The sequence below is a fragment of the Streptomyces sp. NPDC037126 genome, from assembly GCF_055605965.1.
Genome location: NZ_JBVJTD010000004.1, coordinates 20869 through 41097, shown reverse-complemented (window position 1 = coordinate 41097; position 20229 = coordinate 20869). Strand labels below are relative to the sequence as shown.

Annotated in this window: 18 protein-coding genes; 6 read left to right on the top strand and 12 right to left on the bottom strand. The window is 73.2% G+C overall.

The annotated features are described in order from the left end of the window. Window positions 1-126 precede the first annotated feature (126 nt). Entirely contained in the window at window positions 127-699 is a 573-nt protein-coding gene (locus ACZ7FF_RS11710; protein ID WP_470811539.1) for a MarR family winged helix-turn-helix transcriptional regulator, read from the top strand. Window positions 700-706: 7 nt separating this feature from the next. On the opposite strand, the gene ACZ7FF_RS11705 is transcribed toward ACZ7FF_RS11710, so the two are convergent. The 10 genes from ACZ7FF_RS11705 to ACZ7FF_RS11660 form a co-directional block, all read right to left on the bottom strand. Beyond that, a complete protein-coding gene (locus ACZ7FF_RS11705; RefSeq protein ID WP_470811538.1) occupies window positions 707-1411 on the bottom strand; it encodes a gamma-glutamyl-gamma-aminobutyrate hydrolase family protein in 705 nt (234 codons plus the stop codon). Next, complete coding sequence (locus ACZ7FF_RS11700) at window positions 1408-2898, bottom strand: aldehyde dehydrogenase (RefSeq protein ID WP_470811537.1); 1491 nt, start codon at window positions 2896-2898, stop codon at window positions 1408-1410. The genes ACZ7FF_RS11705 and ACZ7FF_RS11700 overlap by 4 nt, the downstream gene beginning before the upstream one ends. A gap of 61 nt (window positions 2899-2959) precedes the next feature. After that, a complete protein-coding gene (locus ACZ7FF_RS11695) occupies window positions 2960-4420 on the bottom strand; it encodes an APC family permease (protein WP_470811535.1) in 1461 nt (486 codons plus the stop codon). A gap of 186 nt (window positions 4421-4606) precedes the next feature. Then, window positions 4607-5323 carry a TetR/AcrR family transcriptional regulator gene (locus tag ACZ7FF_RS11690; protein ID WP_470811534.1) on the bottom strand — a complete coding sequence of 239 codons (717 nt, stop codon included), beginning with the start codon at window positions 5321-5323 and terminating at the stop codon, window positions 4607-4609. A 44-nt stretch (window positions 5324-5367) separates the two neighbouring features. After that, the gene (locus tag ACZ7FF_RS11685; protein WP_470811532.1) at window positions 5368-6213 is read right to left on the bottom strand and encodes a fumarylacetoacetate hydrolase family protein; all 846 of its coding nucleotides are present in this window, start codon (window positions 6211-6213) and stop codon (window positions 5368-5370) included. An 18-nt stretch (window positions 6214-6231) separates the two neighbouring features. Continuing rightward, the gene (locus tag ACZ7FF_RS11680; protein WP_470811531.1) at window positions 6232-7167 is read right to left on the bottom strand and encodes a 3,4-dihydroxyphenylacetate 2,3-dioxygenase; all 936 of its coding nucleotides are present in this window, start codon (window positions 7165-7167) and stop codon (window positions 6232-6234) included. Beyond that, window positions 7160-8620 carry an aldehyde dehydrogenase gene (locus ACZ7FF_RS11675; protein WP_470811530.1) on the bottom strand — a complete coding sequence of 487 codons (1461 nt, stop codon included), beginning with the start codon at window positions 8618-8620 and terminating at the stop codon, window positions 7160-7162. The genes ACZ7FF_RS11680 and ACZ7FF_RS11675 overlap by 8 nt, the downstream gene beginning before the upstream one ends. 90 nt (window positions 8621-8710) lie before the next feature. Next, window positions 8711-9523, bottom strand: a complete 813-nt coding sequence (locus ACZ7FF_RS11670; protein WP_470811528.1) for an acetoacetate decarboxylase family protein — start codon at window positions 9521-9523, stop codon at window positions 8711-8713. Between the two features lie 12 nt (window positions 9524-9535). Next, window positions 9536-10744 carry an NAD(P)/FAD-dependent oxidoreductase gene (locus ACZ7FF_RS11665; RefSeq protein WP_470811526.1) on the bottom strand — a complete coding sequence of 403 codons (1209 nt, stop codon included), beginning with the start codon at window positions 10742-10744 and terminating at the stop codon, window positions 9536-9538. Between the two features lie 3 nt (window positions 10745-10747). Beyond that, window positions 10748-10936 (bottom strand): ferredoxin, encoded by a 189-nt coding sequence (locus tag ACZ7FF_RS11660; protein WP_470811525.1) that lies wholly within the window; start codon window positions 10934-10936, stop codon window positions 10748-10750. Between the two features lie 382 nt (window positions 10937-11318). Between ACZ7FF_RS11660 and ACZ7FF_RS11655 the strand changes: the two genes are divergently transcribed. The 5 genes from ACZ7FF_RS11655 (at window position 11319) to ACZ7FF_RS11635 (ending at window position 18424) form a co-directional block, all read left to right on the top strand. After that, a complete protein-coding gene (locus ACZ7FF_RS11655) occupies window positions 11319-12668 on the top strand; it encodes a glutamine synthetase family protein (RefSeq protein ID WP_470811523.1) in 1350 nt (449 codons plus the stop codon). 49 nt (window positions 12669-12717) lie between these two features. After that, window positions 12718-14004, top strand: coding sequence for a cytochrome P450 (locus tag ACZ7FF_RS11650; protein ID WP_470811521.1), 1287 nt, complete (start codon window positions 12718-12720; stop codon window positions 14002-14004). 136 nt (window positions 14005-14140) lie between these two features. Continuing rightward, on the top strand, window positions 14141-14905 hold the full coding sequence (locus ACZ7FF_RS11645; protein WP_470811520.1) for a TetR family transcriptional regulator: 765 nt from the start codon (window positions 14141-14143) through the stop codon (window positions 14903-14905). A 170-nt stretch (window positions 14906-15075) separates the two neighbouring features. Continuing rightward, complete coding sequence (locus ACZ7FF_RS11640) at window positions 15076-15492, top strand: Zn-ribbon domain-containing OB-fold protein (RefSeq protein WP_470812221.1); 417 nt, start codon at window positions 15076-15078, stop codon at window positions 15490-15492. A gap of 172 nt (window positions 15493-15664) precedes the next feature. Then, window positions 15665-18424: a hypothetical protein gene (locus ACZ7FF_RS11635; RefSeq protein WP_470811518.1), complete on the top strand. Its 2760-nt coding sequence runs from the start codon at window positions 15665-15667 to the stop codon at window positions 18422-18424. Between the two features lie 23 nt (window positions 18425-18447). On the opposite strand, the gene ACZ7FF_RS11630 is transcribed toward ACZ7FF_RS11635, so the two are convergent. Both ACZ7FF_RS11630 and ACZ7FF_RS11625 read right to left on the bottom strand, forming a co-directional pair. Further along, the gene (locus ACZ7FF_RS11630) at window positions 18448-18834 is read right to left on the bottom strand and encodes a PPOX class F420-dependent oxidoreductase (RefSeq protein WP_470811516.1); all 387 of its coding nucleotides are present in this window, start codon (window positions 18832-18834) and stop codon (window positions 18448-18450) included. Between the two features lie 108 nt (window positions 18835-18942). Continuing rightward, window positions 18943-20121 (bottom strand): MalY/PatB family protein, encoded by a 1179-nt coding sequence (locus tag ACZ7FF_RS11625; protein ID WP_470811515.1) that lies wholly within the window; start codon window positions 20119-20121, stop codon window positions 18943-18945. Window positions 20122-20229 lie beyond the last annotated feature (108 nt).

Sequence of the window (20229 nt, the reverse complement as noted above, 5' to 3'; positions counted from 1 at the left end):
AAAGGTTACGTCGGCCCGCCCGCACTCCCGCCCCCGGCCCGGCCCTCCGTACAATTTGAGCCCGAACGATCACTCGTGGCCGTACCCGGTCAGGAGTGTCCCGCTCAGCGACCCCGAGGAGCCCCCGTGCCCGGCCACCGATCCATCACCGAAGCCGAACGGCTCGCCTCGGCGAAGCTCGGCGGCGTCCCGATCCGCCGGGAGCAGATGGCTGCCGTGGCCAACATCTACCGGGCCGCCTCCGCGGTACGGCAGCACCTGGAGAACTCGGTGCTGCGCGACTCCGACCTGACCTGGACGGCGTTCGTCGTGCTGTGGGTGGTGTGGGTGTGGGGCGAGTCCGAGACCCGGCACGTCGCGGAGGAGGCGGGGATCTCCAAGGGCACGCTCACCGGTGTGGCGCGCACGCTGGAGTCGCGGGGGCTGCTGCGCCGGGCCGGGCATCCGGACGACGGCCGCCTGGTGCTGCTGAGCCTCACCGACAAGGGCGAGGAGCTGATGCTCCGGGTGTTCCCGGAGTTCAACGAGGAGGAGGCGTTCGTCACCGGGCGCCTCAGCGACGCCGAGTGCCGGAGCGTCGCGGAGGGGCTGCGGCAGGTCGTCCTCCAGGTGGAGGAGCACGGCGAGGAGCGCCGCCGTGAGCTGCTCGGCGGCGCCGAGCCGGCGCCCCGGCGCAGCGGGCGCCGCGCCCGCGGCTGACCGCCCGTCAGGTGCGGGCGCCCGCGGCACGCACCAGGGCGTCGAACAGGCCCTGCTGGGCGGGGTCTTCGTGTGCCGTGTCCTCGGGGTGCCACTGCACGGCCGTGAACCAGCCCGCGGCATCGCCGAGTTCGAGGCCCTCCACGGTGCCGTCGGCGGCGGTGGCCGTGACGCCGAGGCCGTGGCCCAGGCGTTCCACGCGCTGGTGGTGGTAGCAGGAGGCGTCCGCCTTCTCGGCGCCGGTGGCCCGTTCGAGCAAGGTGCCGGTGCGGATGCGCACCGGGTGCAGGAGGTGGCGGTGTTCGCGTTCCGGGCCGCCCATGTCCTGCTGCAGGGTGCCGCCGAGGGCCACGTTGACGACCTGCATGCCGCGGCAGATCGCCAGCAGCGGGATGCCGGAGCCGACGGCGTGCCGGGCGACCCGGAGATCGAAGGTGTCCTGGAGGTCGTCGACGTCGTAGACGGTGTCGTGGGTGGTGGCGGCGCCGTAGCGGTGCGGAGCGAGGTCGCCGCCGCCGGGGAGCAGGACGCCGTCGAAGCGGGCGAGCCGGGCGGCGACGTCGCTGTCGGCGGGGTGGATGCCCGCCGGTTCTCCGCCCGCCCGCCACACGGCCTCGACGAGCGCCCGGGCGTTGACCTCGGCGGCGTACCGCAGGGCGGAGGTGGTGGCGGAGAAGCGGGCGGGTACGGCGATCAGCGGGCGGTGGGTCACAGCTGGATCCAGGTCGTCTTGAGCTCGGTGTACTTCTCCAGGGCGTGCGCGGACTTGTCGCGGCCGTTGCCGGACTGCTTCATGCCGCCGAAGGGGACGGTCAGGTCGCCCTCCTCGTAGCAGTTGACCCACACCGTGCCCGCCCTGAGCGCGCGGGAGACCGTGTGGGCGGTCGACAGGTCGGAAGTCCACAGGCCGGCGGCGAGGCCGTACTCGGTGGCGTTGGCGAGCCGCACGGCCTCGTCGAGGTCGTCGAAGGTGAGAACGGAGAGCACCGGTCCGAAGACCTCCTCGCGTGCCAGCCGCATGGCGGGGTCCACCTGGTCGAAGACGGTGGGGCCGAGGTAACTGCCGCCGGTCTCGGTCAGGATGCGGGTGCCGCCGGTGCGCAGCCGGGCGCCCTCGGCCTCGGCGGTGGTGACGTGGTCCAGGACGCGGCCGAGATGGGCCTCGCCGACGAGGGCGCCCATCTCGGTGGCCGGGTCGAGCGGGTCGCCCACGCGCAGTTCCCGGGCGCGGCGCACGACGGCCTCGGTGACGCGTTCGGCGACGGAGGAGTGCACGAGGAGCCGGGAGGGCGCGGTGCACATCTCGCCCTGGTTGAAGAAGATGCCCCAGGCCGCGGTGGCCGCGGCCCGGTCCAGGTCGGGGGCGTCGGGCAGGATGATGTTGGGCGACTTGCCGCCGAGTTCGAGCCAGACCCGTTTGAGGTTGGAGTCGGCGGAGTAGCGCAGGAAGTGCCGGCCCACGGCGGTGGAGCCGGTGAAGGCGAGGACGTCGACGTCCGGGTGCAGGCCGATCGCGCGGCCCGCGGTGGGGCCGTCGCCGGTGACGACGTTGAGCACGCCCGGCGGCAGCCCGGCCTCGGTGCCGATGCGGCCCAGCAGCAGTGCCGACAGCGGGGACGACTCGGAGGGTTTCAGCACGACGGTGCAGCCCGCCGCGAGCGCCGGTGCGATCTTCCAGCCCGCCAGTGTGAGGGGGAAGTTCCAGGGGACGACCGCGCCGACCACGCCCGCCGGTTCGCGGGTGACGAGGGCGAGGGCGTCGGGGGCGGTGCGCGGGGACTCGTCGGTGAGCTTGTCGGCGAGCTGGCCGTACCAGCGGAACGTGTTGATCACGGCGCGCAGTTCGATGTCGTGGGCGTCGGTGACCGGCTTGCCCATCTCCAGGGTGACGGTGAGGGCGAGCCGTTCCCGCTGTTCCTCGAGGAGTTCGGCCATGCGCAGCAGGACGCGGCCCCGTTCGGCGGGGGCGAGGCGCGGCCAGGGGCCGGAGTCGAAGGCGCGGCGGGCGGCGGCGACGGCGTGGTCGACCTCGGCCTGCCCGGCGTCGGCGATCTCGGCGAGTGTCTGTCCGTCGCGGGGCGAGACGACGGCGAACACGGGCCCCCCGCCGGGTTCGCCGGTTCCGTCGATGTGGTGCTCGGCCGGCAGGTCGAGTGCCTTGGCCCGGCGCAGCAGTTCGTCATGGGTGGCGTCCAGCATGGTGTTCCTGTCCAGGTACGGGGCCCGGCCCCGTGAGGGGGCCGGGCCCGGCGGGGGTACGTCAGCGGTCGGCGATGGTCCGGGCGCGGACCAGGCGTGCGGTCCCGGCGCCCAGGAGCAGCACGGCGGGCACGGCGCCGACGAGCCAGGTGGCGGTGGTGGCGTCGCCGCCGATGAGGGTGGTGAAGTTCGTGAGGATCACCCAGATCACGGCGGCGATCCCGAGGGCGCCGAGGGCGGGGGCGATCAGCGTGTTCCAGCGCCGGGTGTCGAGGCGCTCGCGGCGGAAGAAGGCGATCACGGAGACCGAGGTGAGGAAGTACAGCAGCATGCAGGCGAGGACGCCGACGCCGCTGAACCAGGAGAACAGGGTGAGGACGGGGTCCTTGCCCGCGAGGGCGAACGGGATCACCAGCAGCGCGGCGATCACCGTCTGGACGACACCGGCCGCCCAGGGGGACCGGCGCCGGTTGAGGGAGCGCAGCCGGCGGGGCAGCAGGCCCTCGCGGCTGAGGGAGAACAGATAGCGGTTCGCGGAGTTGTGGAAGGCGAGGATCCCGGCGAAGAGCGAGGTGCCCAGCAGGACGGGCAGCACGTCGTTCGCCCAGCCGCCGAAGAGGTGCGCGATCGGCGCGAAGACGAACACCGTGGAGTCGCCGCCGGCCAGGGCCTTCCCCGCGGCCCCGGTGACCTTGGAGGCGCCGTACGAGGAGACGAGCATCCACGAGGTGAAGGCGAAGAAGCCGGTGACCACGACGACCGAGAGGTAGGTGGCCCGGGGGACGGTGCGGTGCGGCTCGCGGGCCTCCTCGCCGTAGATCGCGGTGGCCTCGAAGCCGAACATCGACGCGACGGCGAACATCAGGGCCACGCCGGGGGCGCCCTGCAGGACGGCGCTCGGCGAGAAGGTGCCGGCGACGTCGAGGCCCTCGGGGCCGCCGCCCTTGAACAGGGTCACCAGGGCGAAGGCGAGCAGGATGCTGAACTCGGCGAGCACGAACACGGCGAGCACCTTGGCGCCGAGCTCGATACCGGCGGCGCCCAGCGCCTGGACCACGACCATGGTCACCAGCGACCAGACCCACCAGGCCAGGTGGAGGCCGGTGTAGTGGCCGACCAGCCCGGCGACGGTGAAGCCGTACAGGCCGTACATCGCGGCCTGGACCGTGCAGTAGGCGAACAGGGCGACGGCGGCGCTGCCGCTTCCGGTGGTCCGGCCGAGGCCCTTGCCGATGTACGTGTAGAAGGCGCCCGCGTCGACCACGTGCCGGCCCATGGCCACGAAGCCCACCGAGAACAGCAGGATCACCGCTCCGGCCACCGCGTAGGCGGCGGGGGCCCCGGCTCCGTTGCCGACCGCGACGGCGATCGGGACGGCGCCCGCGATCCCGGTCAGCGGCGCCTGGGCGGAGAGGACGAAGAAGAGGATGCCCAGGACCCCCAGGGCGTCGCGCTTGAGGGTTCCTGCGGGTTGGGGGGCTTTTCCGGCCCGGGGGCTTGCGTCGACCGTCTGACTGTCCACTCTGATCACCTGCTGAGGAGGGGAGGGAGATTTCGTTTTGAGCCAAACGAGTTGCCCCATCGTGGGCCCGAACTATCCACATGGCAAGGGGTTGGCCCAGGGAATTCACGGACCGGACAGGGACTGTGGGATCGCACGACGAACCCCCCGGCGCGACCGCGACGGGGGGTTCCGTTCAGAACACGCTCAGTGGGTGTCGCCGGGCGGCCGCTCGCCCAGTGCGCGCAGCAGGGAGCGCAGCTCCGCGAGTCCGGCCTCGGTCTGGGCACGGTCGGAGATCCCGGTCAGCTGGTGCAGCACGAGACCGTCCAGGGCGGCGAAGACCACCCGGTTGAGGGCGGGGCTCACGCCCTGCGGCAGTATCCGGTCCAGCTCGCGCCGCGAGGCGCCGAAGTACTCCTCGTACAGCTCCCTGACCTGCGGCAGCAGCTCCGGGCGGCGGCGGGCCTCCAGCAGCAGCTCGTACTGGTACGCCTGACCGTCCGCGTCCTCCTCCACCATGTCCGTCAGACCGGTGACGAAGTCCTCGGGGCGGCCGGTGCCGGGCTCCAGCAGGCTGCTGCTGAGGCTGGTGCGGATCGCGTGGGCCAGGGACTCCTCGATCAGCGCGTCGCGGGAACCGAAGTGGTGCACCACGAGACCGTGGGTGACCCCCGCCTCCTCGGCGACGGCCCGGTAGGTCAGGTGCCGCAGTCCACGGCGGCCCACGACCCGCACGGCGGCCCGCAGCAGCGCCTCGCGCCCCTCGCCGTAACCGAGCCGCTTGCGCGCCCCGCGTTCCGCGGCGCCCCCGGCGACGCCGTCCCGCGCGGGCTCGCCGGCGGCGTCCCGCGGGGGCGCCGGAGTGGCGTCCGGTGCGCCCTCGCCGGGAGCGTCCTGCCGGGGCTCGGCGGATTCGGTCATGGCGGCGACCCTACCCGCAGGCCCGGCGGCGCGGGGTCCCCGGTTCACCGCCGCGGGGGACGGATCCCCCGGAACTCCCAGTCGCCGCCGAGCGCCGTGGACAGCACCTCCTCGGACTCGGTGGGCTGGGCGCCCACGTCGCCGCGGACCGGGGCCGGTCCGGTGACGATGTGGTTGGCGAGCCTGCCGAGGCCCTCGACCTCGACCTCGACGACGTCGCCGGGCCGGACGGGACGGGAGTTGGCGGGGGTGCCGGACAGCAGCACGTCACCGGGGTGCAGGGTGATCGTGCGGGCGATGTCGGCGACGAGGTAGTGCATGTCCCACTTCATCTCGTCGGTGGACCCGTCCTGTACGACCTCCCCGTTGACGTGGGTCCGCAGCCGCTTGCCGTGGAAGTCCCAGTCGGTGACGAGGCCGGGGCCGAGCGGGCAGAGCGTGTCGGAGCCCTTGACCCGGAGCATGGAACCGGCGTCGGTGTCGCGGAAGTCGTGCAGTCCGTAGTCGTTGGCGACCGTGTAGCCCGCGATGTACTCCCCCGCCTCGTCCGGGGAGACGTTCCGCGCGGTCCGCCCGATCACGATGGCGACCTCGCCCTCGTAGTTGAGCCACCTGCAGCCCTCGGGGCGGACGATCGCGCCCCGGTGGGAGTTGAGGGAGGAGGTCGGCTTGTGGAAGTAGGTCGGGGTGTCCGGGAGGTCGATCCGGAACTCCTCCACCCGGCTGCGGTGGTTGAGGTGGACCGCGATGATCTTGGAGGGGACGACCGGGGGCAGGTGCCGGGCGTCCTCTGTCCTGACGCGGCGGCCGTCGCCGGCGACCAGTTCGTCACCGTCGACGGTGACCTGGACGGCGGCTCCGTCGAGCAGGATGCGGCGGAATTCGGGCATGAGGGCTCCTCGGTACGGCTAGACGCGGCTGTGGGGAGTGCGCGGGGCGGGGGCGGCGGGCAGTCCGGTGCCGGTCCAGCCGTCGGCCGGGCGGTCGAACCAGAGGTGGGCCTGGCCGGTGCCGACGGAGTTCTCGTACTCGCCGTACTGGCGGGCCCGGGCGGTGCAGGCCTGCTCGCCGAGGGCGCCGGCCATCATCAGGTAGTGGAAGAACTTCGCCTCCGGCCGGAACTTCCAGAACTCGTCCATGGTGTCGAGGACCTTGTCGTGGCGGCCCTCCTTGAACCAGGCGATGCGCTCCTCGTCGGCCGCGCGGGCCTCGGGCGTGAAGATGTGCACCGGGTCGCTGGCCTCGTGGTCGCGCAGCTCGCGCAGCGGCCAGAAGGTGTGCGAGAGCGCCCCGGAGGCGATCAGCAGCACCCGGCGGCCCTCCGTCGCGGCGATGCCGTCGGCGAGTGCGCGGCCGAGCCGCAGGTGGTCCTCCATGTCGCCGGTCTGGCAGACGCCGATGGTCACCCACCGCTTGCCGGGCAGGCCCTCGCCGAGGAACTTCCAGAGGTTGATGGTGGCGTAGTAGATCGGCAGGTGGTCGTCCTCGATCGCGGTGATCCAGGTGCCGTGCCTGCCGGCGAACGAGGCGATGTTGTGCGCGAGTTCGGGGTCGCCGGGGAAGTCGTACGGCATCCGGCACATGCCGCGCGGCAGTTCCTCGGAGGTGAACAGGCCGGCCCGGCGCCGCTGGGCGGTCGCCACGAACTCCACGGTCGTCGCCCAGTGGGAGTCCAGGACGACGACGGTGTCGTAGTCGTCGCGTTCGAACACGTCGGCGCGCAGTTGCCGCAGGCCGGTGACGAGGGTGATCTCCTTGCCCCCGTTCAGCGCCAGGCGGTCGGCCTCCGGCAGCACGATGGTGGGGACGTGGGCGAGCAGCCCCGCCCCGACGATCTCACCCATGGTCCTTCCATCCCTTCGGGGCGGTGACGGTGTTCTTCAGGTCGCAGTAGAAGTCGAAGCTCCAGGTGCCGCCCTCGCGTCCGACGCCGGAGAGGCGGGAGCCGCCGAAGGGTGCCCGCAGGTCGCGGACGAAGAAGCAGTTGACCCAGACGGTGCCGGCGACCAGTTGTGCGGTGACGCGTCCGGCGCGCTCCCGGTCGCCGGTGACGACGGTGGCGGCGAGGCCGAAGCGGGTGTCGTTGGCGAGGTGGACGGCCTCCTCCTCGGTGGTGAAGGTCTGCAGGGTCAGGACCGGCCCGAAGACCTCCTCCTGGACGATCTCCGAGTCCTGGGCGACGTCGGTGAGGAGCGTCGGCGCGTAGTACTGGCCGTCCTTCCGGTGGCCGCCGATGACGGCTCGCGCCCCGGCCGCCACGGCCCGCCGCACGAAGGCGTCGATCTTGTCCAGCTGCCGGGGGTGGATGTTGGGGCCGATGTCGGTGGCCTCGTCACGGGGGTCGCCCTGCCTGAGCCGTGCGGCCTTCGCCACGAAGCGCCGGGTGAACTCCTCGGCGACCGGCTCCTCCACGAGCAGGCGCGTGGCGGCGAGGCAGACCTGGCCGGCGTTGTCGTACTGCTCCACCGCGAGGTCGACGGCGAGGTCCAGGTCGGCGTCGGCGAAGACCAGCAGCGGCGACTTGCCGCCGAGTTCCAGGCTGAGCGGGGTGAGGTGGGCGGCGGCCGAGGCGGCGATACGGCCGGCGGTCGGCACGGACCCGGTGAAGCTGATCCGGCGCACGTCGGGGTGCGAGGTGAGGGCGTCGCCGATCTCGGCGCCGAGGCCCTGCACCACGTTGAGGACACCGGCGGGCAGTCCCGCCTCGGCCGCGATGTCCGCGAGCAGCGAGGCGGTCAGCGGGGACCATTCGGCGGGCTTGAGCACCACGGTGTCGCCCGCCGCGAGTGCGGGCGCGACCTTCCAGGTGGCCAGCATCAGCGGGGCGTTCCACGGGGTGATCAGCACACAGGGGCCTGCCGGGTCCCAGCTGACGTGGTTGCGGTGGCCGCGCGTCTCGAAGTCCTCGTGGTCCAGCGTCAGCAGCCGGTCGGCGAAGAAGCGGAAGTTGTGCGCGACCCGGGGCATGACGCCCCGGCGATGTGAGCGGAGCAGGGCGCCGTTGTCGGTGGTCTCCACGACGGCCAGGTCCTCCAGCCGCTTCTCCACGCCGTCGGCGATGGCGTGCAGGACGCGGGCGCGTTCGGCGCGGGGGGTGGCGGCCCAGCCGGGGAAGGCCGCCTTCGCTGCGGCCACGGCGGCCCGGGCCTCGGCGGGTCCGCCGCGGGCGATGTCGCCGAGGTGGGCGCCGTCGATGGGCGAGTGGTCGGCGAAGGTCCCGGTGGAGGCGACGCGCTCGCCGCCGATCCAGTGCCGGGTGTCGACGGGCACTTCGGCGACGTGGATCCTGTCAGTCATCGGTAGGGCTCCAGAAGAACGCGGGGATGTGCAGTCCCCTGGGGGTGCGGGGCACTTCGCGTACGGCCACGACGCGGCCGGTCACCGGCATCAGTCGGCACCCGTCGCGGACGTGCCGGACTCCAGCAGCCGCCCGCCGTCCCACACCACGCCCACCTGCCGGTAGTACGCGGCGATCGGCTCGCGGATCTCCAGCCGGGCCAGCTCTTCCGTGGGCGCCTCGAACAGCTCCAGCTCGGCGTCGCCGACCCAGGGCCGGCCGCCCTCGAAGGAGGCCGCGCCCGACTCGATCAGCTCGTCCAGCGCGAGGCCCTTGCCCTTCTCGATCGAGGGCAGCCAGCGGTGGTGGGCCATGGGGTGGCCGTTGACGAAGCCGTTGGTCCCGGAGGGTTCCCGGAGTGTCACCACGGCCTGGGCGAGCCTGCGGTCCGCGGCGGCGAGCGTCGCGCCGAAGCGCGCCCCCGCCTCGATGCGGGGAGCGGGCCCGTAGGGGTGCGGCCGCGTCTGGTGGATGGACCCGAGCTTCTTGGGGTACCCCTGGTGCAGTCCGCGGGCGATCGCGAAGTCCTTGTCCACCCAGATGTACACGCACCGCGTGTACGTCCGGCCCCGGTACTTGCAGCGGACGACCGCGAAGGCCTCCTTGTACTGGGCGAGCACGGGGTCGAGCAGTTCGTGCCCCGAAGCCGAGCACGACTGCCAGTCGGCCCAGATCAGGGCGACCGCACCGGGATCCTCGTCCGCCAACTCCAGAGGACCGGGGAGCAGTTCGCGCACCCGTGCGGGATCCGTGCGGTACTCGACGGTGAGCAGGTCGCCCGAGTAGCGCCACGGCGGCGAGGGGATCAGGGACGAGGCACCGCTCGCCGTCTTGGGGTGGAAGTAACCACGGACACTGGTCATGGCGGGGGTTCCTTAAGCGGTGGGGGCGGGCTGCTTCAGCAGTTCCGCGCGGTGGCGCGCGGCGGCGGACGCGGCGGCCGGGCCGCCGAGGGCGACGACGCCGACGAGGCGGCCGGCTCGGTGGTAGCCCACGAGCACGTCCCCGTCGGGCTCGCCGTCGAGGATCCGCACGTCGTCCTTGCCGAGCGCGGGCGCGCCGAAGGACTGCAGCCGGAAGTCGTGCTGGTCGCTCCAGAAGGTGGGCAGGGGCGCGAAGGGCGCCGAATCGCCGTCGTCTTCGAGGAGATGGGAGACGAGCGTCCTCGCGGCGTGCCTGGCGGTGTCCGTGGGGATGGACCAGTGCTCGACCCGCCGGGGCACGCCGTCGTAGCGGGCGTTGGGGAAGCGGGCGACGTCGCCCACCGCGACGATCTCGGGGCGGCCGCCGACGCGCAGCAGCTCGTCGGTGAGCACGCCGTCGGTCAGGTCGAGCCCGTTTCCTTCCAGCCACTCGGTGTTGGCGAGCGAACCGACCGACTCGACCACCACGTCCGCGGGCAGGACCGAACCGTCGTCCAGGACCACGCCGGTGACCTCCTGATCGCCTTCGAAGGCCCGGACGCCGGTGCCGAGGCGGAAGCGCACGCCGCGCTCCTCGTGCCGCTTCAGCAGCGCCCGGCCCAGCAGGTCGCCGAGCGGACCGGCCATGGGCAGCGGCAGCGGGTCGACGACGGTGACCTCGGCGACGCCGAGTCCGACGGCGGTCGCCGCGACCTCGCAGCCGATGAAGCCGGCGCCGACCACGACCACCCGGGCGCCCGGACGGGTCAGCGCCGCGCGCAGGCCCTGGGCGTCCGCGAGGGTGCGCACGGTGTGGCGGCCGGTGAGCGGGCCCGGGCAGCGCAGCCGGCGGGGCCGCATGCCGGTGGCGACGACCAGACCGTCGTAGGAGAGCACCTCGCCGCCGTCGAGCTCGACGGCCCGCTCGGCCGGCCGGGCCGCGACGACCCCCCGGCCGAGGCGCCACTCCACGTCGGAGACGCTCGCCCGGGGGCGGAAGGCCAGCGACTCGAAGGACGCCCGGCCCGCCAGGACCTCCTTGGACAGCGGCGGCCGGTTGTACGGCATGTGGGGTTCGTCCCCGATCAGAGTGATCGTGCCGCTCCAGCCGGCCGCGCGGAGCTGTTCGGCTGCGCGCAGTCCGGCCATGGAGGCGCCGGCGACGACGATGCGACCGCTCATCGGTCAGTCCTCGATCCGGATCGCCTGGAGCGGGCAGACGTCGGCGGCCTCCTCGATCTCGTCGCGCAGGGCGTCGTCGGGTTCGGCGACGTGGACGAGGTGACCGTCGGCGTCGAGCTGGAAGACGTCCGGGGCCGCGAAGACGCACTGCCCGTGGTCCTGGCATTTGTTCATGTCGACGACGACCTTCATGGCCGGTCCTCCTGAGGGTGAGGGCGTCGCATCCACTCCGCGCGGAGTGGAGGTGAAGGGGGAGAAGTGGGGCCCGTCCGGCTCAGGAAGGGCCCCGGCCAACGGGAGGCGGTGACCGCCCCCCGAACTCGTTTGGCTTCAAACAAGGTAGGCAGCCGCCACCCTCTGGTCAATACCTATCCGGATGGATAAATTCTTGCCGTCGACACCTTGCGGTCCGGCCCGGCGCTCCATACCGTTTGGCTTCAAACAACACACCGGGGCCGTCCGGGACCCGCCCGCCCCGGGGCCTCTCCCCCACCGCCCCGGCCCCCCTCCCCACGCCACCCGCCTCCCCGACAACGCGTCCCGGAGGTGCCCCGATCCGCCCCAGGAGACAACGGTGAGCGCTCATGACATCCAGGAAGTCCGCCGCCACATGGACCGGCTCACCGCCGACGGCATCGATGTCGTCCGGGTGACCTATCCCGACCTGATCGGCACCGACCGGGCGCGCGACGTCCTCGTCGAGGAGCTGCCCCGGGCCATGGAGCACGGGCTGGCCTTCTGCCGGGCCGTCTACCACACCAGCCCCCAGGGCGACGTGGTCCCGGTCGGCGGCGGCCTGGACGCGGGGCTGCCCGACATCGCCGTACGCCCCGCCCTGAGCACGCTCACCGCTCTGCCCTGGGAGCCGGGCGTCGCCGCCTGCCTCGCGGAGGTCGTGGACCCGGCCACCGGATCACCGGCGCCCGAGTCGCCCCGCGACCTGCTGCGCACGGTCCTGGAACGCTGCCACGAGCACGGGCTGCGGCCCGTCGTCGGACCGGAGCTGGAGTACTACCTGTGCGAACAGGCCCCCGGCGGCGGCTGGCGCCGGTACGCCCGCGATCCGGGGGTCGTCTACACCGCCGGCCTGCGCGCCGACCCGGACAACCACCTGCTGCGCACCCTGCGCCAGGTGCGTGATCTGAAGATCGGCGTGATCAGCGGGAACCACGAGTTCGACGCCGGCCAGTTCGAGATCAACCTGATCCACTCGGGGGCCCTGTCGGCCGCCGACCGCGCCTTCCGCTTCAAGGCGGCGGTCAAGGAACTCGCCCGCCGCGAGGGCCGGCTGGCCACCTTCATGGCCAAGCCGTTCAACGACGCCGGCGGCTCCGGCTTCCATCTGCACCTGTCCTGCGACGACACCGAGGGCCGCAACACCTTCGACGACCCGGCGGGGGCGCACGGTCTCGCCGCCACCGCACGCCACGCCGTGGCCGGCGTCCTCGCGCACGCCCCCGCCCTGGCCGCCCTGCTCAACCCGACGGTCAACTCGTACAAGCGCTTCGGTCCCGACACCCTCGCGCCCTGGCTGATCGACTGGGGGATGGACAACCGCAGCGCCATGGTGCGTATCCCGCCGGAGCGCGGCAGCGGCGCCCGCATGGAGCTGCGGCTCGGTGACGCGAGCGCCAACCCCTACCTGGCGATCGCCGGCACGGTCGCCGCCGCCCTGCTCGGCGTGCTGGCCGGCGAGGAGCCCCCGCCCCCGCTGGAGGGGTACGGCTACGACACCACCAGGTCGGCGCCGCTGCCCACGACCCTGTCCGCCGCGCTCGACGCGCTGGAGGCGGACACCGCCCTGGCCGAGATCCTCGGCAAGGACTTCACCACGTCCTTCCTCTCCTACAAGCGCAACGAGGTCGAGCGCTTCCAACGGTTCGTCACCGACTGGGAGTTCACCGAGTACGCCTACCACCTGTGACCCCGCCCGCCCGACCAGTGACCTCCCTGTGACGCCGAGGAGCCCCCGCATGACCACCGAGACCCCGACCGCCGCCGCGAACGACCCGATGCCCCTCGGGGACGTGAACCTCGCCGACCTCGGCAACTTCACCGACGGGGTGACCCCTTGGCGGATGTTCCACACCCTGCGCCACGAGGACCCGGTGCACTGGCAGCCGGAGGAGGCGCCCAACTCCGGCTTCTGGTCGGTCACCCGGCACGCCGACGTCGCCCGCGTCGACCGGGACTCGCAGACGTTCACCTCGACCCGGTTCGTCAACCTGGAGGAGGTGGACGAGGACCAGATCAAGAAGCGGGCGTCCATCCTGGAGCTGGACGGCGTACGGCACCGGGCGCTGCGCAGCGTGATCCAGCGCCAGTTCGGCGCGAGCGTCATCAACAGCTACACCGACTTCCTGCGCGGACTGACCGCCACCACGCTGGACGCGGCGCTGGCGAAGGGCCGGTTCGACTTCGTCAAGGAGGTCTCGGCCGACTTCCCCATCAACGTCCTGGCCCGGCTGCTGGACGTGCCGCCGCAGGACAACCAGCAGCTCATCGACTGGGGCAACCGCATCATCGGCAACACCGACCCCGACTACGCGGACGTGCTGCTGCACAGCGCGGAGAGCGAGAAGTACCGCGACCTGCCGTTCCGTTCCCCGGCCTCCCTCGAAGTCTTCGAGTACGGGCGGGAGCTGGCCCGGCAGCGGCGCGGCGGGCCGGGCACGGACCTGGTCTCGAAGCTGGTCAACACCACCCCGCGGGACGGGGTCCCGCTGTCCGCGCAGGACTTCGACAACTACTTCCTGCTGCTGGTCGTCGCCGGCAACGAGACGACCCGGCACACCATCACCCACTCCATGCTGGCCCTGCTCCAGCACCCCGAGCAGCTCGCCAGGCTCCGCGAGGACCCGTCCCTGATCCCCACGGCCGTGGAGGAGTTCCTGCGCTGGGCCTCCCCCGTCTACCACTTCCGCCGCACCGCGACCCGTGACGTGGAGCTGGGCGGCAGGCGGATCAGGGAGGGCGACAAGGTCGTCATGTGGTACGCGTCGGGCAACCGGGACGAGGAGGTCTTCGGCAACCCGTACGACTTCGACGTGGCCCGGCGGAACAACGACCACGTCACCTTCGGCAAGGGAAGCCCCCACCTGTGCCTCGGCAACCTGCTGGCCCGCACCGAGATCCGGATCATGTTCGAGGAGCTGATCCCGCGCCTCGCGGACATCCGCCTGACCGGTGAGGTCCCGCGGGTGCGCTCGAACTTCGTCAACGGCATCAAGCGGCTGCCGGTCGAGGTCACCCTGGCCTGAGGGCGCGGCCGGGGTGCTGGGCGGGCCCGACGCGAATCCTTCGCGCACGACCTTCACAGAGCACTCAGTTCCCCCACGAGGCCTTCATGGCTGCACTGAGTGTCACAAATTCCGGCCGGGTGCTACGTTCCCGTCCATGAGCTCCAGCAGCGCGGCACCGGCCGCGAAGCCGCCGATGCGGGACGCCCTGGTCGCGGCGGCCTTCCGGCTCTTCCTGGAACGCGGCTTCGAGCAGACCACCGTGGACGACATCGTGACCCTGGCCGGGGTCGGCCGGCGTTCGTTCTTCCGCTACTTCCCCTCCAAGGAGGACGTGGTCTTCCCCGACCACGAGCGCTGCCTCGCCGACATGACCGCCTTCCTCGCCGCGAGCGACGAGGAGCAGGAACCGGTGCGGCGGGTGTGCGACGCGGCCCGGCTGGTGCTGCGCATGTACGCGGAGAACCCGACCTTCTCGGTACAGCGTTACCGCCTCACCAAGGAGGTGCCGGGCCTGCGCGCGTACGAGCTGTCGGTGGTCTGGCGGTACGAGCGGGCACTGGCCGAGTACCTGCGCGGCCGGTTCGCGGGGCGGCCCGACGGGACGCTGCGGGCCGACGTGGTCGCGGCCGCGGTGGTCGCCGCCCACAACAACGCCCTGCGCTCCTGGCTGCGTTCGGACGGCAAGGGCGACGCGGGCGCGGCGGTGGACCACGCGCTCGCCCATGTGCAGCGGGTCTTCGGGCACACCGCGGACGGCCCTGCCGCGCCGGCCCGCTCCCCCGCCGAGCCCGCGTCCGTGTGGGCCGGCCCGGCCGCGGACGGGGAGGGTGCGGACGACGTGGTGGTCCTCGTCGCCCGGCGGGACGCCCCGCTGTGGCGGGTGGTGCAGGAGCTGGAGTCGGTGCTGGGCCGCACCTGAGCGGAGACGCGTGGGTGACCCCCGGGAAAATTAGGGGTACGGAGTGCCTTTACGAGTGACACTCAGTGCCATACTCTGTCGGCGTGCGCGGTGGCACGGCCACCGCGCGCTGCGTGCGCGGGTCGCGCCGGGCACGCGGGATTCCGGCCGAGCGCAGGGAGTTGACCAGCGTGTTCCACCACTCAGCAAGCGCCTCGCATCCGGCGGCCGGCTCCGCGGCGGGTGTTCTCGACCCCGTCACCGCGGACTCCAGGGACGCCATGCTCTTCCAGCGGTGCGCCTGGTGCGGCACCTCGATGTACCACCGGCTGCTGTGTCCGGTGTGCCAGGGAAGCGAACTGCGCACCGAGCGCAGTGAGGGCGTCGGCACGGTCCGCCACTCCACCGTGGTGCACCGCAACACCCCGGCGGCGCGCAACGTGTCGCTGATAGAGATGGCCGAGGGCTTCGTCGTGCGCGGCCGGGTCATGGGCCCGCCGGTCGGCATCCACAGCGGCGACCGGGTCCGGCTGTCCACCGCCCAGGACCCGGTGCGCGGCGAGCCGGTCTTCCAGCTGCTGGACGAGCCGTACCGCGCCTGGACCTGACGGGCGTACGCCACCTCCGAGCAAGGCCCCGTCGGCCACCGGTGCGCGTTTCGGACAGACGATCGACCACTTCTCCTTCACAGGCAACCCACAGACTCGGACTCCCGTCCTCCGGTGCCGAGGGGCTCCCGGGACGGCCGGGACGCCCGAGGCAGGGGTTCGAGGAGGAACAGTGGTCCGTGCCCGGCACATATGGGTCACCGCCGCCGCGTTGCTCGCGGTGGCGGGAGCTCCCCCAGGGGCGGCAGTCGCGGGGCCCCGGCCACCGTCCCCGGGGCGGGAGTCGGCGGCACCGGACGGCGGGACGCTGCCGCCGGGCTGGCGGATCGCCGGCGGACGGTCGGCTCCGCAGCTGGAGTGGCGGTCGGACCGGCCGGTGCCGATGGGCGACGCACGCGTCGAGTTCCGGTCGGGCGGACGGCTGTTGGGGCTACCCGAACCGGACGGAGACGGACGCGGCTTCCGGCTGCCGCTCGACGCGCAGCGGGCGGCCGGGCTCCAGGGCCTGCAGGTCTGGTCCGGCGGACACCGGTTGGACGGCCGGACGACCGGTGCGGCGCCCTCTGCGGTCAAACCGCCGCCCCCGCTGCCGGCGAACGCCGTGGACCCGGGCAGGCCCGGCGACTACCGCACCAGGACGGGCGAGTACAGCCTGAAGTCCGTTCGGCTGCCGGGATTCGCGGCTCCGGTGGAGATGCGCGGCGTGGTCGTCGCCCCGGTCGGCGCCACCGGCAGACGGCCGCTCGCACTCTTCCTGCACGGCCGGCACTACACCTGCTACAAGGGCCGTGACACCACAGGCGACTGGCCCTGCAAGGCCGGCGGCAAGCCGGTGCCGAGCCACCGGGGCTACCTGCGCGACCAGCAACTCCTCGCCTCGCAGGGGTATGTGACCGTGTCGATCGCGGCCAACGGCATCAACGGCCAGGACGGCGCGGCCGAGGACGGCGGCGCCCAGGCGCGCTCCTCCCTGGTCCGGCTCCATCTGGCCCGCTGGGCCGACTGGACCGAACACCCCGCGACCGCACCGGCGGTCGTACGCGAGGCACCCCGCGCCGACCTGTCCCGCGTGCTGCTCGTCGGGCACTCCCGGGGCGGCGAGGGCGTCAGCCGGGCCGCGCTGGACAGCCTCTACCCGCCGCCCGCCGACCAGGACGGCTACCGCGGCCCGGTGCGCTGGAACATCCGCGGCACGGTGCTCATCGGCCCCACCGTCTTCGGCCAGAACCCCGTGCCCGACGTGCCGTCGGTGACGATCCTGCCGGGCTGCGACGGTGACGTCTCCGACCTCCAGGGCGAGTTGTACGTCGACGGCACCCGCGCGGTCAGCGAGGGCACCGCGCTGCACAGCGCCCTGTACGTCATCGGCGCCGACCACAACTTCTTCAACTCCGAGTGGACGCCCGGTAGTTCCGCGGCACCCTCCGAGGACGACTTCGCCGACGACCCGGCGCACCCCGACCCGGTGTGCTCGAAGCACGCCGCCACCCGGCTCACCGCCGACCAGCAGCACCACGCGGGTTCGACGTACATCGCGGCCGCCGCACGGCTGTTCCTGGCCGGGGACGACCGGGTACGGCCGCTGCTCGACGGCTCCGGGAAGCGGGCGCCCTCGGCGGATCCGGCACGCGTCCTCAGCCACGCGGTGGGAGCCGGCCGGGGCGCCGGGTTCCTGCCGGACGGCGGGGTGTCGGTGACCGGTGGCACCCTGTGCGACGCCGTGGACCCGAGCCCGGCCAGGGCCTGTCTGGGCGGGGGCGCCAAGGGGCTCTCGCCGCACTTCGCGCAGTGGGAGACCGGCCGGGAGTCCGGCCGGCACGCGATCGCGCTGCACTGGACCCGCGCCGGCACCGCCGCGCGGGTGACCGTGCCGCGGCCGGTGTCGCTGTCCGGCGCGAAGGAGCTGGCACTGCGCCTGTTCGTGCCGCCCAACTCCCACGGCACCCGGCTGGACGTGTCCCTCACCGACTCCTCCGGTCGGAGGGCGGCACTCGGCCGGGTGAGCGCCGACGGACTGCCCGGCAGTGACCGCACCGCCTCCTACTGGGCGCGCGAGATCCGGATGCCGCTGACGGCGGCCGGGCGGGGCGGATTCGATCTGCGCTCGGTCAAGTCACTGGAGCTGACGTCGCGTTCGGCGTCCGGGCAGGCCTGGCTCATGGACGCCTGGGGCTGGCGTCCGGGGACGCCCGCGGCACGGGCGGCCGCGCTGCCCCGGGTGGACATCGGCAGGAAGACGGTGGACGAGGGCGACTCGGGCGTGCGTACCTACCGGGTCCCGGTCCGGGTGACGGGCAGGGGCAGCGGTCAGGTGCGGGTGTACGTCGTCGACCCGGCCGACGGCAGCACGAAGGACCGGCTGGTGACGGTGCATCCGGGCGGCCACGACATCGACGTGCCGGTCGAGGTGAAGGGCAACACACGGCACGGCGCGGACGTGCCGTACGACGTCCTGGTCAAGGCGGTGCACGGTGCCGTCGTCGGCTCCTACCGGGGCGGGATCACCGTGCACGACGACGACCCCGCGCCCACGATGACGGTGACGCCGCTCGCCGACCGGGTGGCGGAGGGGCAGTCGCTGAAGTGGCGGGTGTCGCTGTCCGGGACGGCCGACGTCGGTATGGACGTGCTCTTCGGCATCGCGCCGGCCGGCGGGCCCGAGTTGTCCACGAAGGACGTGCCCGCGCGCTGGCTGCGGGACACCGCGGGGGCGTCGCCCGACCCGGAGCGCCCGCTGTCCAAGGTCGACGGCCTCTATCTGTGGGTGGAGGTCCCGGCGGGGCGGACGAGCGCCGACATCGCCGTGCCGACGGTGCGGGACAAGGTCGCGGAGCCCACGGAGTCGGTGCGCTTCCGGCAGATCGACTCGCGGACCGGCAAGCCGCAGCCGGGCGGACTCGTGCTGTCCGGGTCGGTGCTGAACACGCCGTAGGACGGTGACGGCCCGGGTGGCCCTCAGTCCGCGAGGGTCACCCGGATCCCGACCGTGCCGTCCAGGCCGCGCCGCAGCCGGCTGCCCAGCAGGGTGAGGCGCCCGAGGACGCCGTACTTGCCGGCGATGAGCCGGCGGTAGCGGGCGGTGGTGGCCGCGTCGACGATCTCGGCGGTGGCGGGCAGCTGGTCGCCGGTGGGGTTGCCGCGTACGTCGCAGGGTCCGGCGAGGACGTCGGCGCGGCGCCGGATCCGCTTGACCTTCCAGCTGTCGGCGGTCGTCCAGACACCCAGGGTGTCACCGTCCCGGACCACCCACACCGGGGTGGCGACCGAAGTGCCGTTCCTGCGGTAGCTGGTGACCAGCAGGTACTTGCCGGCGCCGAGCCGGTCCAGCCGCGAAGCGTCCATGTCCGGAAGTCTATGCCGCACCGGCCGCCCGGCTCCCGGGCCGGCCGGTGTTCGCCCCGGCCCCGGCCCCGGCCGGGTCCTCGGGCCCGCCGGGCGTCCGGGCCGGGGTCACCTCAGCGCGGCCGCCATGCGCCGCACCCCCTCGGTGAGGATCTCGGGCGAGGTCGCCAGGTTCAGCCGGACGTGCCCCGCGCCGCCGGTGCCGAACGGGAGGCCGGAGTTCAGGGCGACCCGGCCGCGGTCGAGGAAGACCTGGGCGGGATCGTCGCCGAGCCCGAGGGCACGGCAGTCGAGCCAGGCGAGGTAGGTCGCCTCCGCGGGACACGTGCGGATCGCGGGCAGGTGTTCCGCGAGCAGTTCGGCGAGCAGGCGGCGGTTGGCCCGCAGCCCGTCGAGCAGGGCGTCCAGCCAGCCCGTGGCGTCGCGCAGGGCGGCGGTGTGCGCGATGACACCGATGTGGCTGGGGCCGTGGCCGACCTCCTCGGGCATGCGGGCGAGGTCGTCGGCCGCCCCGGGGCCGGCGATCGCGACGGCGGCCTTGAGACCGGCCAGGTTCCAGCCCTTGGACGCCGACATCAGCGACAGGCCGCGGCTCGCGCCGGGCACGCTCAGGTACGGCACGAAGGTGACGCCCGGTGCGACGAGCGGGGCGTGGATCTCGTCCGCGACGACCCGGACGCCGTACCGTTCGCCGAGTTCGGCGACGGCCGCGAGTTCGCCGGCGGTGTGCACGGTGCCGGTCGGGTTGTGCGGGCTGCACAGCAGGAAGGCGGCGCGGCCGCCGCCCGGCGTCGCGCCCCGGAAGCTCCGCTCAAGAACCGACATGTCGATACGCCCGTCGGCGCCGAGCGGGGCCTCCACCACCCGGCGGTCCATGTGCGTGACGAACTGGTAGAAGGGCGGATACACCGGCGAGTTCACGATCACCGGATCGCCGGCCCCGGTGACCAGTCTGAGCATCTCGACCACGCCGAGCATCACGTCCGGAACGACCGAGGTGCGCTCGGTGTCGATCCCGTCCCAGTGCCAGCGCTTCACGGCGAACCCGGCGAGCGCCTCCGCGTAGGCGGTGCCGTACGGGTACCCGGTGTCGCCGAGGGCGAGTGCGTCGTCGACGGCGCGGACCACGGGCCCCGCGAGCGGCACGTCCATCTCGGCCACCCACAGCGGCAGCACGTCCTCCGGGTAGGTGCGCCACTTCATGCTCGTACGACGGCGCAGCCGCTCCAGGCCGAGGACGCGCAACGGATCCGGTTCACCGGCGGTGTCGTGCGGGTTGCTGGTCATGGGGCTCAAGATAGGGGGCCGGGCAGCGGACCGGAACGGTACGGGGACGACGGGCGAGGCGCTGCCGCGGCCACCGCCCGAACCGGTCCGGGCCGTCCTTCCGGGGCG